We start from the raw sequence: 13,753 nt of genomic DNA, 5'->3' as shown, positions 1-13,753 counted from the left end.
AGACAATCGCACAACCATTACTGAATTCAGGAAAAAACCTACTTCGTGGAGTGGCTTAATTGTATGATTTTAAAACTAAAATGTGTCGTGTTTGGTGTGGGGACAATAAGCCGGATGTTCTGCTCGCGTGAATGCGTCAGGAGTAGGTCGCCTCAAAGAAGAGTCGTCGGAAATGTTTGAGATCGCCATTTTGCTGCCAATTGCGAGCCAGAAAAGAAAAAGCCACTCTTTCGAGTGGCTTAATTATATGATTTTAAAGCTAAAATTTGGTGGCCCCTGTTGGGTTTGAACCAACGACCAAGCGATTATGAGTCGCCTGCTCTAACCACTGAGCTAAGGGGCCGTGGCGAGGGATTATAATGTAACTGCACGCTGCAATCCAGCGTAAAGCGCTCGGCTGCTGTTTTTATAAACAATGCATTTTCAATCCTTTATAATCAGCTTTTTAGTCATTCAGCCGGAGAAATTATGATTAGCGATATCCTGGCGCCGGGGCTACGGGTGGTCTTTTGCGGCATCAATCCGGGGAAGTCCTCCGCGCATACGGGGTTCCATTTTGCCCATCCCGGCAATCGTTTCTGGAAGGTCATTCACCAGGCGGGGTTCACCGAGCGGCAGCTGAAGCCGGAAGAGGAGCAGCATCTGTTGGATACCGGCTGCGGTATCACCATGCTGGTTGAGCGGCCGACGGTGCAGGCCAGCGAGGTTGCCCTGTTGGAACTGCGCAATGGCGCGCAGGTGCTAATAAGCAAAATCCAGGACTATCAGCCGCAGGCGCTGGCGGTGCTCGGCAAGCAGGCCTTTGAGCAGGCATTCAGAGTGCGTGGCGCGAAGTGGGGACGTCAGGAAGCGACCATCGGTGAAACTGAAATCTGGGTGCTGCCCAATCCCAGCGGTTTAAACCGGGCGACGCTGGACAAGCTGGTTGAAGCCTATCGCGAACTGGATGAGGCGCTGGCGGGACGAGGGCGGTGATGGCGCCCGAATCGCAGGCATAAAAAAAGCTCCCCGCGGGGAGCTTTTTACTCTCTTTGCAGCGCGACAATTAATCGTCGAGGAAGCTACGCAGCACTTCAGAACGGCTTGGGTGGCGCAGTTTACGCAGCGCCTTCGCTTCGATCTGACGAATACGTTCGCGGGTAACGTCGAACTGTTTACCCACTTCTTCCAGCGTGTGGTCGGTGTTCATGTCGATACCGAAACGCATACGCAGCACTTTCGCTTCACGAGCGGTAAGGCCCGCCAGCACGTCGTGCGTTGCCGCACGCAGGCTCTCGGTGGTCGCAGAATCCAGCGGCAGCTCGAGGGTGGTATCCTCGATGAAGTCACCCAGATGCGAATCTTCATCGTCGCCGATCGGCGTTTCCATGGAGATTGGCTCTTTGGCGATTTTCAGCACCTTACGGATTTTGTCTTCCGGCATCAGCATGCGTTCAGCCAGTTCTTCCGGCGTCGGCTCGCGGCCCATTTCCTGCAGCATCTGGCGGGAGATACGGTTGAGCTTGTTGATAGTCTCAATCATATGCACCGGAATACGGATGGTGCGCGCCTGATCCGCGATGGAGCGGGTGATAGCCTGACGGATCCACCAGGTCGCATAGGTGGAGAACTTGTAACCACGACGGTATTCAAACTTATCTACCGCTTTCATCAGACCGATGTTGCCTTCCTGAATCAGGTCGAGGAACTGCAGACCGCGGTTGGTGTATTTCTTGGCGATAGAAATAACCAGACGTAAGTTCGCTTCAACCATCTCTTTCTTCGCACGGCGGGCTTTCGCTTCGCCGATGGACATGCGACGGTTGATATCTTTAACCTGCTCGATGGTCAGGCCGGTTTCTTCTTCAATCTGTTGCAGTTTCTGCAGGCCGCGCTGAACGTCTTCTTTAACGTCATGCAGCTTCTCGGACCACGGCTTGTTCATCGCCACGGCGGCGTTGAACCAGGTTTCGCTGGTTTCGTTGCCGGTGAACAGGGTGATGAAGTTTTTCTTCGGCATTTTGCACTGTTCAACGCACAGCTTCATGATGATACGTTCTTGAGTACGAACGCGATCCATCATGCTGCGCATGCTGTTGACCAGGTAATCGAACTGTTTCGGCACCAGGCGGAACTGTTTGAAGACCTCGGACAGCTTGAGGATCTCTTCTTGCGCGGCGGCGTGGCTGCGGCCTTTCGCTTTGATGGTGTCGCGAGTCAACTCGTACTGGGTGCGCAGCTCGGCGAATTTCTCGCGGGCCAGCTCCGGGTCGATGCTGTTGTCATCATCGCTGTTGTCGTCGTCATCATCTTCTTCTTCATCTTCGTCGTCGTCCATCTCTTCCTGAGACAGCTCGGAACCGACGTGAGTGGCGGTCGGCGCCATATCTTCTTCAGCGTTCGGATCGACGAAGCCGGTGATCAGGTCAGACAGGCGAGCTTCTTCAGCTTCGACGCGATCGTACTGTTCCAGCAGATAGGTGATGGCTTCCGGATATTCCGCAACGGAGCACTGGACCTGGTTGATCCCGTCTTCGATGCGTTTAGCGATGTCGATTTCGCCTTCGCGGGTCAGCAGTTCAACGGTACCCATTTCGCGCATGTACATGCGCACCGGGTCGGTCGTACGGCCAATTTCAGATTCAACGCTCGACAGCACCTGGGCCGCCGCTTCTTCCGCGTCTTCATCGGTATTATTGGAGGTTTCAGCAAGCAGCAGATCATCGGCATCCGGTGCTTCTTCCATCACCTGAATACCCATGTCGTTGATCATTTGGATGATGTCTTCGATCTGATCGGAGTCGACGATATCTTCCGGCAGATGGTCATTGACCTCGGCATAGGTCAGATAGCCTTGCTCCTTACCACGTTGGACAAGAAGCTTCAGCTGTGACTGCGGGTTTTGCTCCATAAGACGGTATCCACACTTAATTCGTTTGATTGGTGCAGGCAGACGAACTGCCAACATTTAAAGCGAGGGCGTACTTATATTATTGCCGCTGCGCCTCAGCGCGGCTGTCGGGGGCTTCCCGAGCGATATTCGGCACTTAAGCCGTTAAATTCATTTTTTGGCCAGTTCCTGGCTGATAGTCCAGAGTTCCCGGCGCTCCTCACTGCTTAAACCATGTGTGCGATCGCGAGCTATCAACTCTTCTTGTCGCAGTTCCAGCAGTGAGTCAAACATATGGTTGAGCGAGTCGGTGAAGGTTTGTTCAGCGATATCCTTATCTGCTATATCGTCCCACATCGACAGTTTTTCAAGGGTTGCCGCTTCATTTGTCCCGCGATACTGCTCTAAAAGTTGCCCGGTGGTCAGACCTGGCTGCGCCAGACACGTATTGACCAGTTCGCTGAATAAACCAAGCCCTGGCATCTTTTGCTGATCCAGACCGGCTAAGGGCGGAACCAGCGGCGCCAGATCGGGGTTCTGCACCAGTAACCCTATAAGTATACGCATGGTCGTGCGTTTTAGCTGCGGCGCCGGGCGTTGAGCGCTATTTTCCGCCTGTTTCGGCATTAAACGTTCAAGCTGGGCGTCATCCAGAATGCCCAGTTTGTTGCCCAGCTCCTGACGCAAATAGATGCGCAGCGTTTCGCCCGGCACCTGGGTTATCAGCGGCAGCGCCAGCGTGCTCAGCTGCGCGCGCCCGTCCGGAGTGCTCAGGTCGACCTGCGGCATCAGGCTATTAAACAAAAACGTGGAGAGCGGCTGAGCCTGCTCCATCCGCGCTTCAAACGCCTCTTTGCCCTCTTTACGCACCAGCGTATCCGGGTCTTCGCCGTCAGGTAAAAACATAAAGCGTAGCTGGCGGCCATCGGTCATATACGGTAGCGCCGTTTCCAGCGCGCGCCATGCCGCGTCGCGGCCAGCCCGGTCGCCGTCGTAACAGCAGATGACCTGATTGGTCGCCCGGAACAACAGCTGAATGTGGTCGGCGGTCGTCGAGGTGCCCAGCGAGGCCACGGCATAATTAATGCCGTACTGCGCCAGCGCGACGACGTCCATATAGCCTTCGACCACCAGCAGACGCTGAGGTTCGGCGTTATCCTGCTGCGCTTCATACAGGCCGTACAGCTGGCGGCCTTTATGGAAAATATCGGTCTCCGGGGAGTTCAGGTATTTTGGCAGCGCATCGCCCAGCACGCGCCCGCCAAAACCAATCACCCGGCCTCGCTTATCGCGGATCGGGAACATTACCCGTTCGCGGAAGCGGTCGTAACTGCGCCCCTGATCGTTGGTGACCAGCATGCCCGCATCAATAAGCGACTGGCGGTTTTCCTGATTGCCGCCAAAACGTTTTAAAACGTTATCCCAACCAGGGGGAGCGAAGCCTATTGCGAAGCGGGTAATCACCTCGCTGCTTAAGCCGCGTTTTGCCAGATACTGGCGCGCGGGTTCGGCGGCGGGTTGGTTCAGAGACTGTTGGTAAAACGTGTTCAGACCGTCCAGCAGCTGATAGAGATTTTGCCGCTGATGCCGTTCTATCTGGCTCGGTCCATTACCTGCTTCATAGGGCACTTCAAGGTTGTGCATGGCGGCCAGCTCTTCGACGGTTTCGACGAACTCGAGCTTGTCGTAGTTCATCAGGAAGTCGATGGCGTTGCCGTGCGCACCGCAGCCGAAGCAATGGTAAAACTGCTTTTCACCGTTGACGGTGAAGGAGGGGGTTTTTTCGTTATGGAATGGACAACACGCGTGATAATTCTTGCCCTGCTTTTTCAGCTTCACCCGAGCATCGATCAGATCGATGATGTCGGTGCGCGCCAGCAGGTCATTGATAAATACGCGTGGGATTCGTCCAGCCATATGCCCCGTAATCTATACACTGCATCCTGCAAACGGCCTCGATATGTCGCCTGAAGACAGTTTGAACGATCTCGTGTATCTGCTAATGCATAAACGAAAATAAGCCGCGCATTCCTTTCGGAAGCACGGCCTTACAACTACAACTCGGTCTGAATTGAGAGCTTCGCTCTCAACAGATTAGTACAGACGAGTGCGGCGTGCGTTTTCGCGAGCCAGTTTCTTCGCGTGACGTTTCACTGCAGAAGCTTTAGCGCGCTTACGTTCGGTAGTCGGTTTTTCATAGAACTCACGACGACGAACTTCCGCCAGAACACCTGCTTTTTCGCAGGAACGCTTGAAGCGACGCAGAGCTACGTCGAACGGCTCGTTTTCACGTACTTTAATTACCGGCATGTGCCTCTCACCTTTGATTAATTCGGTTTGCCGCTGGCCGCAATGCCAGCTTATTTCAAAATGGTGCGGAATTTTACTGCAACTACTGCTGCTTTGTAAAGCACCGGCGCCTTTTTTGAAAGGGGACTTTTATAAGGGTGAGGAGTATACACGAAGAGAACACCAGGGGTGAGCAAAGTTTTACATCGCCGGTCATTGGTCCTACACTGCGCGGTATTGAAACGAGGTAAAACAACTCATGCGTGTACTGGGAATTGAAACATCCTGCGATGAAACCGGCATCGCCATTTACGACGATAAACAAGGTCTGTTAGCCAACCAGCTGTATAGTCAGGTGAAATTGCACGCCGACTACGGCGGCGTGGTGCCTGAACTGGCGTCGCGCGACCACGTGCGTAAGACCGTTCCGCTGATTCAGGCGGCGCTTAAAGAAGCGGGTCTGACGGCGAAAGATATTGATGCCGTTGCCTATACGGCAGGCCCTGGCCTGGTGGGTGCGCTGCTGGTCGGCGCGACCGTTGGCCGCTCGCTGGCGTTCGCCTGGAACGTGCCGGCGATTCCGGTACACCATATGGAAGGACACCTGCTGGCGCCGATGCTGGAAGATAACCCGCCGGCGTTCCCGTTCGTCGCTCTGCTGGTTTCAGGCGGTCACACCCAGTTGATTAGCGTCACCGGCATTGGTCAGTATGAACTGCTGGGCGAGTCAATCGATGATGCCGCTGGCGAAGCCTTTGATAAGACGGCGAAACTGTTGGGGCTGGATTATCCCGGCGGGCCGATGCTGTCGAAAATGGCGTCTCAGGGCACGGAAGGCCGCTTCGTTTTCCCGCGGCCAATGACCGATCGTCCGGGGCTCGATTTTAGCTTCTCCGGCCTGAAAACCTTCGCCGCTAATACCATTCGTAACAACGGCGACGATGAGCAAACCCGTGCCGATATCGCCCGCGCATTTGAAGACGCGGTGGTCGATACGCTGATGATTAAATGCCGCCGCGCGCTGGAGCAAACCGGCTTTAAGCGTCTGGTGATGGCGGGGGGCGTAAGCGCTAACCGTACGCTGCGCGCGAAGCTGGCGGAAATGATGAGCAAACGCGGCGGCGAAGTGTTTTATGCCCGTCCTGAGTTCTGTACCGATAACGGCGCGATGATCGCTTACGCCGGGATGGTCCGCCTGCAGGGCGGCGCCAATGCCGGACTCGGCGTTACCGTGCGGCCGCGCTGGCCGTTGGCGGAACTGCCGGCCGCCTGATAACCACAAAGAAGCCGCCCATCGAGGCGGCTTTTTTACGCGTGGATTAAGGCTGCTGATAATCCTCGGCGTCGATGTCGTAGCCTGACGGCTCCCAGCGTATCGCCAGCAGCGACAATAGCCCAATCAGCGGCGCCGCGGCGATGATCCAGAAAACGCGGGTATCCAGCGCGGCGACCAGCAGCGGGAAGAGGAATAAAGAAAGCGTTGAGCTGCCGCGCATAAGCGTCTGGTTGAGCCCGACGCCAACGCCGCGCAGCGATGTCGGATAGCTTAACGAGGCGAAGGTCATAGTGTGTGCGCCGGGGCCGAATCCCTGGCCGAAAAGGAACAGCGCCAGCATCGCCACGGCGGCGACGCCTTCTCCTGCGCCATCAGGGCGACCAATCAGCGCCAGGCCGAGCAGCGCCGTTAGCTGGCAGCCATAACCCGCCAGCGACATCCGCCAGGCGCCGAAGCGCGGTACCAGGCGTACCGCCAGCATCCCTCCTACGAAAGCGAACAGCAAATTCAGCGTCAGCGAAATCAAAATCGTCGTCAACATTGACTGCACGAAGAAGCTGGAGATGATTACCGGCAGACCGAACGCGACGGCGTTATAGGCAAACGAGGAAACCACCGACAGCAGGGTAGAGAGCGTGGTGCGGCGCAGGTAGACGCCGCGGAACAGGCGCAGATAGTTACTCCATTGGGCGCTACGAACTTTGGGCGCCGGTTTTTCCAGCGCGTCCTGGGCAACGTGTGCATTGATGTTGTACGCCTGGCGTAGAATAGACGCAGCTTCACGCAGGTTGCCCTGGTTGGCGGCCCACACCGGCGATTCGCTCATGTAGCGGCTACGGATAGCGATAATCACCAGCGCCGGGATGGCGCCAAAACCAAGAATAATCCGCCATAGCCAGTCGCTATGGCTTTCCGGCAAGACGGCATAGAAAAAGAGTACCAGCAGATATGAAATGCTGATTGCCGCGTACCATGTGGGGCACCACATCGCCACGCTGGCCGCCTTGTTGCCGGGCCCTTTGAGCCTCGCGAATTCGCTGAGAAACGCCATCGCCACCGGCAGGTCGATCCCGACGCCGAGGCCCATCACGAAGCGCGCGCCAGTAAGGACGTATTCATTCGGCGCCAGCGCGCAGGCGATTGCCGCTACCACGAAGAACAGCATATCCGCCATAAACACGCGATAGCGGCCAATTTTGTCCGTCAAGTAACCGCCGAGCAGCGCGCCAACGATAGCGCCGAAGGTGATGGCCGAGGCGACCATCCCGGTACCGGCAGGCGTCAGGTTGAATTCCCGGGTAATATCTTTCAGGCCGAAGGCCAGCGAGCCAAGATCGTAGGCATCAAGGAAAATACCGCCGAGGGCGATTCCCATGACGATACGCGCGTTATTGCGCCCGCTGCTGCCTTCATTGATGAGGCGCGAGACGTCCGCCGCGCTGCCGATCCATTTTACTTCCCCGCCGGGCGACGCAGAGGTTGCCGCTGGCGTCGCGTTAATTACATCAGTCATGGTGTTGTGCTTTTTTCTCTTATAAAGATCTTCAGAGTAAACAGCGACGCGGGGACGAAAAAATCACTTTTGGTTATAACTCATAACTAAGTCATTGTAGTGAAAGGATTATCTTTGGTTTTCTCTTTTGCCGCTATGATTGGCTAAAAAAGTGGGAAATAGAATGCGTTTGTGGGGGCAAAGAAGCCCGGCACAGGCGGCCGGGCGCGGAGATTATTTCTGCTCTGGCGTTTTTTTCTTCTTCTTAAAGCGTGACCAGATTTTCGTTTCCTGACGGCGCCACAGGCGCTGGATGTTGTCGTGATGGCGTAGCAGGATCAGGCAGGAGAGCATCGAGACCGGAAAGGTGTACTGCGGCTTGAACCACCAGACGTAGAAAGGGGCGACCAGCGCGCTGACGATAGCGCCCAGCGAGGAATACCCGCTGAGCAGAATAGTCAGCAGCCAGGTGCCAGCCATCACGCCGGTGAGATCCCAGCCGATGGGCGCGATAGCGCCAAATGCGGTTGCCACGCCTTTGCCGCCGCGGAAATTAAAGAACACCGGCCAGATATGGCCGACGCAGGCGGCGATCGCCACCAGCCCGAGCCAGAATGGCGTCAAGCCGAGCGCCCAAGCGCCCCAAACCGGCAGCATCCCTTTCAGGACATCAAAAATTAATACCGTTACGGCTGCTCCCTTGCCGCCAATTCGGAGTACGTTCGTCGCCCCAGGGTTGCCGGAACCGCTATCGCGAGGGTCGGGCAAACCAGCAAGACGGCATACCAGAATGGCGCTGGAAATTGAGCCGCAGAGGTAGGCGAGGATAACTAGTCCAGGCGCGATTGCACTCATCAGCTGTTCCATTTTGAAAATGTCGTTAGAACCCCACCCATTTTCGTGTTAACAGTTTGTTGGCTTTCTTTGCGCGATAGGTTACATAGTGATGCTGCTATGTTCCCGAAATCTTGCCGCGTCGCCGCTGTCAGGACACGTGAATTCTTTAGGGGATGTCTTTGCATCTGTGGATAATACGCATAATTCGCCGGAAGTGGTATCCGGTTTAGCCAAAAAGCAGGCAGGTCGTGATGGATATTGTATTTATAGAGCAACTTTCGGTAATCACCACTATCGGTGTTTACGACTGGGAACAGACCATCGAACAGAAGTTAGTGTTCGATATCGAAATGGCGTGGGATAACCGCAAAGCGGCCGCCAGCGACGATGTTAGCGATTGCCTGAGCTATGCTGATATCAGCGAGTTGGTTATCAACCACGTCGAGGGCGGGCGTTTTGCGCTGGTCGAGCGGGTGGCGGAAGAGATAGCCGATCTCCTGCTGCAAAAATTTAATTCTCCGTGGGTGCGGATTAAAGTCAGCAAGCCTGGCGCGGTGGCTCGTGCGGCCAACGTTGGCGTAATCATTGAACGTGGCAGTAATCTGAAACAAAACGTTTCTCGTCATAATGTTTAAACAAATTTGTTTTATACCGGTCTTAGTGCCTGGATTTTAATTTTACTTTTTCTTTTAAGGGTTTATTGAATGGGCGATTTACACTCGCTGCTGATAGCGGCAATTTTGGGTGTGGTTGAAGGGTTGACGGAGTTTTTACCGGTTTCCAGTACGGGACATATGATTATTGTTGGTCATCTCCTTGGCTTTGAAGGGGATACCGCCAATACTTTTGAAGTCGTAATTCAATTAGGATCTATTCTCGCGGTCGTCGTGGTGTTCTGGCGTCGTCTGTTTGGCCTGATCGGCATTCATTTTGGCCGCCCGCCGGTGCATGAAGGCGAAGGCAGCGGGCGTCTGTCGTTGATTCATATCCTGTTAGGCATGATCCCGGCTGTGGTACTGGGGCTGGTGTTCCATGACCTGATTAAATCGCTGTTTAACCCGGTTAACGTAATGTACGCGCTGATTGTCGGCGGCTTCCTGCTGATCGCGGCGGAACTGTTCAAACCGAAACAACCGCGCGCGGTGGGGATTGACGATATGACCTATCGTCAGGCGTTCGCCATCGGCTGCTTCCAGTGTCTGGCGCTGTGGCCTGGCTTCTCTCGCTCCGGGGCGACCATTTCCGGCGGTATGCTGATGGGCGTTAGCCGCTATGCGGCATCGGAGTTCTCTTTCCTGCTGGCGGTGCCGATGATGATGGGCGCCACCGTGCTGGACGTCTACAAGAGCATCGGCTTCCTTAACGCCGGGGATATTCCGATGTTCGCCGTCGGTTTTATCATGGCGTTCATCGTGGCGCTGATTGCGATTAAAACCTTCCTGCAGCTGATTAAACGTATTTCGTTTATTCCGTTTGCAATCTACCGCTTTATCGTCGCGGCAGCCGTCTACGTGGTCTTCTTCTAAGGCCCTGGCCCTCAGCCTTGCGGCTGGGGGCAACGTTGTTCTTTCCACTGCCCCACGGCCGCAATTCTGCGCCGCGTCAGCTCTTCGCGAATCTCCGGTCCTTTGAAACCTTCCGCTACGACTTTTTTAGTGGAGACCGACTGCGCCACTTCCCAGGCTTCAAGCAGCAGGCGCCCCTGCGGATAATCACAGGACTCAAAACCGGTACGCCCGCGCACGTCGGCCTCGCTGGTGAGGGCGATTTGCTGTACACGCTGCGGCTTGCGCCAGGCATCGATGCTATCAAACAGCTTCACGATGGTTTTTGGCTGCAGAATCGGCAGGGTGTGGATCAGATCGTGGAATTCGGCGACCAATCTGGCCAGATCGCGGATATCGTTTGGCACCCGCAGGCGCTGGCAAATCTGTTCCACCAGCTTTACCCCCGCCGGGCCGTGGCCGTGATGGCGCGGCCAGAACTCTTTGGGCGTTAAACCTTTACCAAGATCGTGGCACAGGGTGGCGAAACGGACGTCGATGGCCGGCGATAGCATCGCCGCCATGGTGAGCGTCATCAGGGTGTGTACGCCGGTATCGATTTCCGGATGCCATTTGGCCGGCGCGGGGACACCGTACAGGGCGTCGATTTCCGGGAACAGAACCTTCAGCGCGTGGCAGTCGCGCAGGGTCTGGAAAAAGACCTGCGGGTTACGCGTGCTAAGCGCGTTCTCCGTCTCTTTCCATACCCGCTCCGCGGTTAAATGCGCCAGTTCGCCGGCGTCCGCCATCGCGCGCATCAGCGCCATGGTTTCATCGGCAATGCGAAAACCGAGATGGGCATAGCGTGCGGCAAAACGCGCGACGCGCAGTACGCGTAGCGGATCTTCGCTAAAGGCTGGGGAGACGTGGCGCAGCAGGCGCAGGCGTAAATCGGCCTGGCCGCCATATGGGTCGTAAATCTGACCGTCAGTGTCCTGAGCCAGCGCGTTAATGGTGAGATCGCGGCGCAGTAGATCTTGCTCAAGGGTGACGTCAGCGGCGGCATAACAGGTGAAACCGGTATAGCCGGAACCGGATTTACGTTCGGTACGCGCGAGGGCGTACTCTTCACGGCTTTGCGGGTGAAGAAACACGGGAAAATCGCGGCCTACCTGCTGGTAGCCCGCGTCGAGCAACTGCTGGGGCGTGGCGCCAACCACCACCCAGTCTCTGTCTTTGACCGGTAGTCCTAATAACGCATCTCGTACCGCACCACCGACCAAATAAATCTTCACGCCTGTTTCTCCCGCATCGACTTTTCGCAAGATGATACGTAAGTCTGGCAGAGAAGACGAATTAGTTCATCCACCGGTCTTTACGCTTGCGGCTTGGTACCAGATGCGGCAGCACCAGGCCAAGGATCAGACCGACGCCAAGCACGCCGCCGCCGTACATAAACCACTGCATGATAATGGTGCGCTGTTTATCATCAAGCTGCAGATTCGCCGCGTTCACCTTCTTCTGAGCGACAACCAGCTCGTTTTTCAGCTTTTGGTTCTCTTCTTTCAGAGCGTTGATCGCGCCATCGCTACCGGCGACTTTTTTCTGCATGTCGGCGGTACGCTGGTTCCAGGTGGCGTCAATATTGTTCAGCTTGTCGGTCAGCGTTTTGACCTGATTTTCCAGATCCGGCACGCGAATGCGCAGGCTGGGCTCGTTGCTCAGCTCTTTCAGCGGGATCCAGGCGGTACGGCCGTTGCTGTCGCGTACCTGCGCGTAATTCGTGCTGTCATTGGTTTGCAGAACGTCGACGGCTTCGCCGGCGTTAATGGTGCCGACCAGACGATAGTTATCGCCAGGACCGCTGCGAACCCAGGTGTTCAGCTCATCGGAAACGTAGCGCTTTTCTTCTGCGTGAACCGCCGTAGCGGCGCTAAGCGCTAGCAATGTAAAGGTAATAAGGCGTAATTTTGGCATCAGGTCATCGTTTGGTCATAAAAAGTTGAACGATAGTAGTGGCATCGCCAGAGCGACGCAAAGTTTTCCGCCACAATCGGAATCATCCAAATGCAGCTGGCAAATGCGCATTGCATGGCGATTCGCCGCAAAATACTATTTACTGACAAAAAATATCGTCATTAGTTCGCCGCATTTTCCCGGCGACGCTTATCAGGTGGAAGAATTCAGCCATGGCTCAAGAAATCGAACTGAAGTTTATCGTTGCCCACGACGGCGTTGAGGCGCTGCGCCAGCATCTCAATACGCTGGACGCGAAGCACACACCGGCAGGTCAACTGCTGAATATTTACTACGAAACCGCCGATAACTGGCTGCGTCGTCACGACATGGGCTTGCGGATCCGCGGCGATCGGGAGCGCTATGAAATGACGCTGAAAATTGCCGGTCGGGTGGTGGGCGGTTTGCATCAGCGTCCGGAATACAATATTCCGCTGGAAAAAGCTGAGCTGGCGCTGGATAAGCTGCCGGCTGAAGTCTGGCCGCAGGGGCAATTGCCGGCAGAACTGGCGCAAAATGTGCAGCCGCTGTTTAGCACTGATTTCCTCCGTGAAAAATGGGTGGTGAAAGAGGGCGATAGCCAGATTGAGATAGCTCTTGACCTTGGCGACGTCAAAGCCGGTGAGCATCAGGAAGCCATTTGCGAACTGGAGCTTGAGCTGTTGAGCGGCGATACCGCCGACATTCTGGCGCTGGCGCGACGTTTACTGGCAACCGGCGTATTGCGCCAGGGCAGCCTGAGTAAAGCGGCGCGTGGCTATCAGCTGGCGCAGGGCAACGAAGCGCGCCCGGTTAAACCGTTAACGGTAGTAGGCGTGGCGGCCAAAGCCAGCGTCGAGCAGGGGCTGGAAGCGGCGCTGGAAAGCGCGCTGGCGCACTGGCTCTATCATGATGAAGTCTGGAACCGGGGCAACGCGGCCGCTAAACGTGAAATCCAGCGGGCGATGGCCCGCGTACGCCATGCGCTGGTGCTGTTTGGCGGCATTGTGCCGCGAAAAGCCACCGTACAGTTGCGTGAATCGCTCACTGAGGCCGAAGCGGCGCTGGACGGAGCGGAGAAAGCCGAAGCGGCGTTGTTCAACCGCGCCACGGTTGGCGCCAAACTGCTGCTGACCGAATGGCTGGTTACCCGCGGTTGGCGTTCGTTCCTCAACGAAGCGGGGCAAAAGAAAATCGCCGGTTCGTTCAAACGCTTTGCCGATATTCAGCTGTCGCGAGCCGCGGCGGATCTGAAAAGTAACTTCCAGCAGACGCAGGACGACTATAGCGATCGGCTCACGCGTCTGGCGCGCGAGATCGACAGTATTCAATTGCTTTCCAGCGCCTATGCCGAGGTCGCCGAGGCCTGGCTGGAAAACTGGCAAGAGGTGCGCCGCGCTATCGAGAACAATGACCGCAGCGTCATCGAATATTTCCGTCGTCAGGCCCTGGCCGCGGAACCATTCTGGCTGCATAGTGGAAAACGATAATTTCAGGCCAGGGAGACCCCT

12 protein-coding genes and 1 tRNA gene are annotated in these 13,753 nt (G+C 56.0%); 5 read left to right on the top strand and 8 right to left on the bottom strand.

The genetic code is table 11. The features are described 5' to 3' along the window. Positions 1-267: 267 nt before the first annotated feature. Positions 268-343 (bottom strand) — tRNA-Ile (locus PGQ95_RS02160). Between the two features lie 125 nt (positions 344-468). Here PGQ95_RS02160 and mug point away from each other — a divergent pair. Further along, positions 469-975, top strand: a complete 507-nt coding sequence (mug, locus tag PGQ95_RS02155; RefSeq protein ID WP_430916844.1) for a G/U mismatch-specific DNA glycosylase — start codon at positions 469-471, stop codon at positions 973-975. 70 nt (positions 976-1,045) lie between these two features. Here mug and rpoD read toward each other — a convergent pair whose 3' ends face one another. The 3 genes from rpoD to rpsU all read right to left on the bottom strand — a co-directional run bounded on the left by rpoD (position 1,046) and on the right by rpsU (position 5,179). Beyond that, positions 1,046-2,890: an RNA polymerase sigma factor RpoD gene (rpoD, locus tag PGQ95_RS02150; RefSeq protein ID WP_015369628.1), complete on the bottom strand. Its 1,845-nt coding sequence runs from the start codon at positions 2,888-2,890 to the stop codon at positions 1,046-1,048. Between the two features lie 150 nt (positions 2,891-3,040). After that, a complete protein-coding gene (dnaG, locus tag PGQ95_RS02145; RefSeq protein ID WP_087859834.1) occupies positions 3,041-4,786 on the bottom strand; it encodes a DNA primase in 1,746 nt (581 codons plus the stop codon). A 177-nt stretch (positions 4,787-4,963) separates the two neighbouring features. Continuing rightward, on the bottom strand, positions 4,964-5,179 hold the full coding sequence (rpsU, locus tag PGQ95_RS02140; RefSeq protein ID WP_001144069.1) for a 30S ribosomal protein S21: 216 nt from the start codon (positions 5,177-5,179) through the stop codon (positions 4,964-4,966). 238 nt (positions 5,180-5,417) lie between these two features. On the opposite strand from rpsU, the gene tsaD reads away from it, so the two are divergent. Further along, positions 5,418-6,431, top strand: coding sequence for a tRNA (adenosine(37)-N6)-threonylcarbamoyltransferase complex transferase subunit TsaD (tsaD, locus tag PGQ95_RS02135; protein WP_032712539.1), 1,014 nt, complete (start codon positions 5,418-5,420; stop codon positions 6,429-6,431). Positions 6,432-6,477: 46 nt separating this feature from the next. Here the strand turns inward: tsaD and PGQ95_RS02130 are convergent, their stop codons facing one another. Then, entirely contained in the window at positions 6,478-7,947 is a 1,470-nt protein-coding gene (locus tag PGQ95_RS02130; RefSeq protein WP_430915072.1) for an MFS transporter, read from the bottom strand. A 213-nt stretch (positions 7,948-8,160) separates the two neighbouring features. Then, complete coding sequence (gene plsY / locus PGQ95_RS02125; RefSeq protein ID WP_015703522.1) at positions 8,161-8,781, bottom strand: glycerol-3-phosphate 1-O-acyltransferase PlsY; 621 nt, start codon at positions 8,779-8,781, stop codon at positions 8,161-8,163. A gap of 233 nt (positions 8,782-9,014) precedes the next feature. Here plsY and folB point away from each other — a divergent pair, with 233 nt between their 5' ends. Both folB and bacA read left to right on the top strand, forming a co-directional pair. Beyond that, positions 9,015-9,398, top strand: a complete 384-nt coding sequence (folB, locus tag PGQ95_RS02120; protein WP_020077905.1) for a bifunctional dihydroneopterin aldolase/7,8-dihydroneopterin epimerase — start codon at positions 9,015-9,017, stop codon at positions 9,396-9,398. Between the two features lie 69 nt (positions 9,399-9,467). After that, positions 9,468-10,289, top strand: a complete 822-nt coding sequence (bacA, locus tag PGQ95_RS02115; RefSeq protein WP_087859832.1) for an undecaprenyl-diphosphate phosphatase — start codon at positions 9,468-9,470, stop codon at positions 10,287-10,289. An 11-nt stretch (positions 10,290-10,300) separates the two neighbouring features. Here the strand turns inward: bacA and PGQ95_RS02110 are convergent, their stop codons facing one another. Together PGQ95_RS02110 and PGQ95_RS02105 are read right to left on the bottom strand one after the other, a co-directional pair. Next, positions 10,301-11,542, bottom strand: a complete 1,242-nt coding sequence (locus PGQ95_RS02110) for a multifunctional CCA addition/repair protein (protein WP_087859831.1) — start codon at positions 11,540-11,542, stop codon at positions 10,301-10,303. Positions 11,543-11,603: 61 nt separating this feature from the next. Continuing rightward, the gene (locus PGQ95_RS02105) at positions 11,604-12,224 is read right to left on the bottom strand and encodes a TIGR04211 family SH3 domain-containing protein (protein ID WP_087859830.1); all 621 of its coding nucleotides are present in this window, start codon (positions 12,222-12,224) and stop codon (positions 11,604-11,606) included. Positions 12,225-12,436: 212 nt separating this feature from the next. Here PGQ95_RS02105 and PGQ95_RS02100 point away from each other — a divergent pair, with 212 nt between their 5' ends. Further along, on the top strand, positions 12,437-13,732 hold the full coding sequence (locus tag PGQ95_RS02100) for an inorganic triphosphatase (RefSeq protein ID WP_271032105.1): 1,296 nt from the start codon (positions 12,437-12,439) through the stop codon (positions 13,730-13,732). The last annotated feature ends 21 nt before the right edge of the window (positions 13,733-13,753 follow it).

The organism is Klebsiella sp. 141240 (genome assembly GCF_050600805.1).
GTDB lineage: Bacteria > Pseudomonadota > Gammaproteobacteria > Enterobacterales > Enterobacteriaceae > Klebsiella > Klebsiella aerogenes.
Note: the sequence above shows the minus strand (reverse complement) of the source record. Positions and strands in the feature narration are given on the sequence as shown.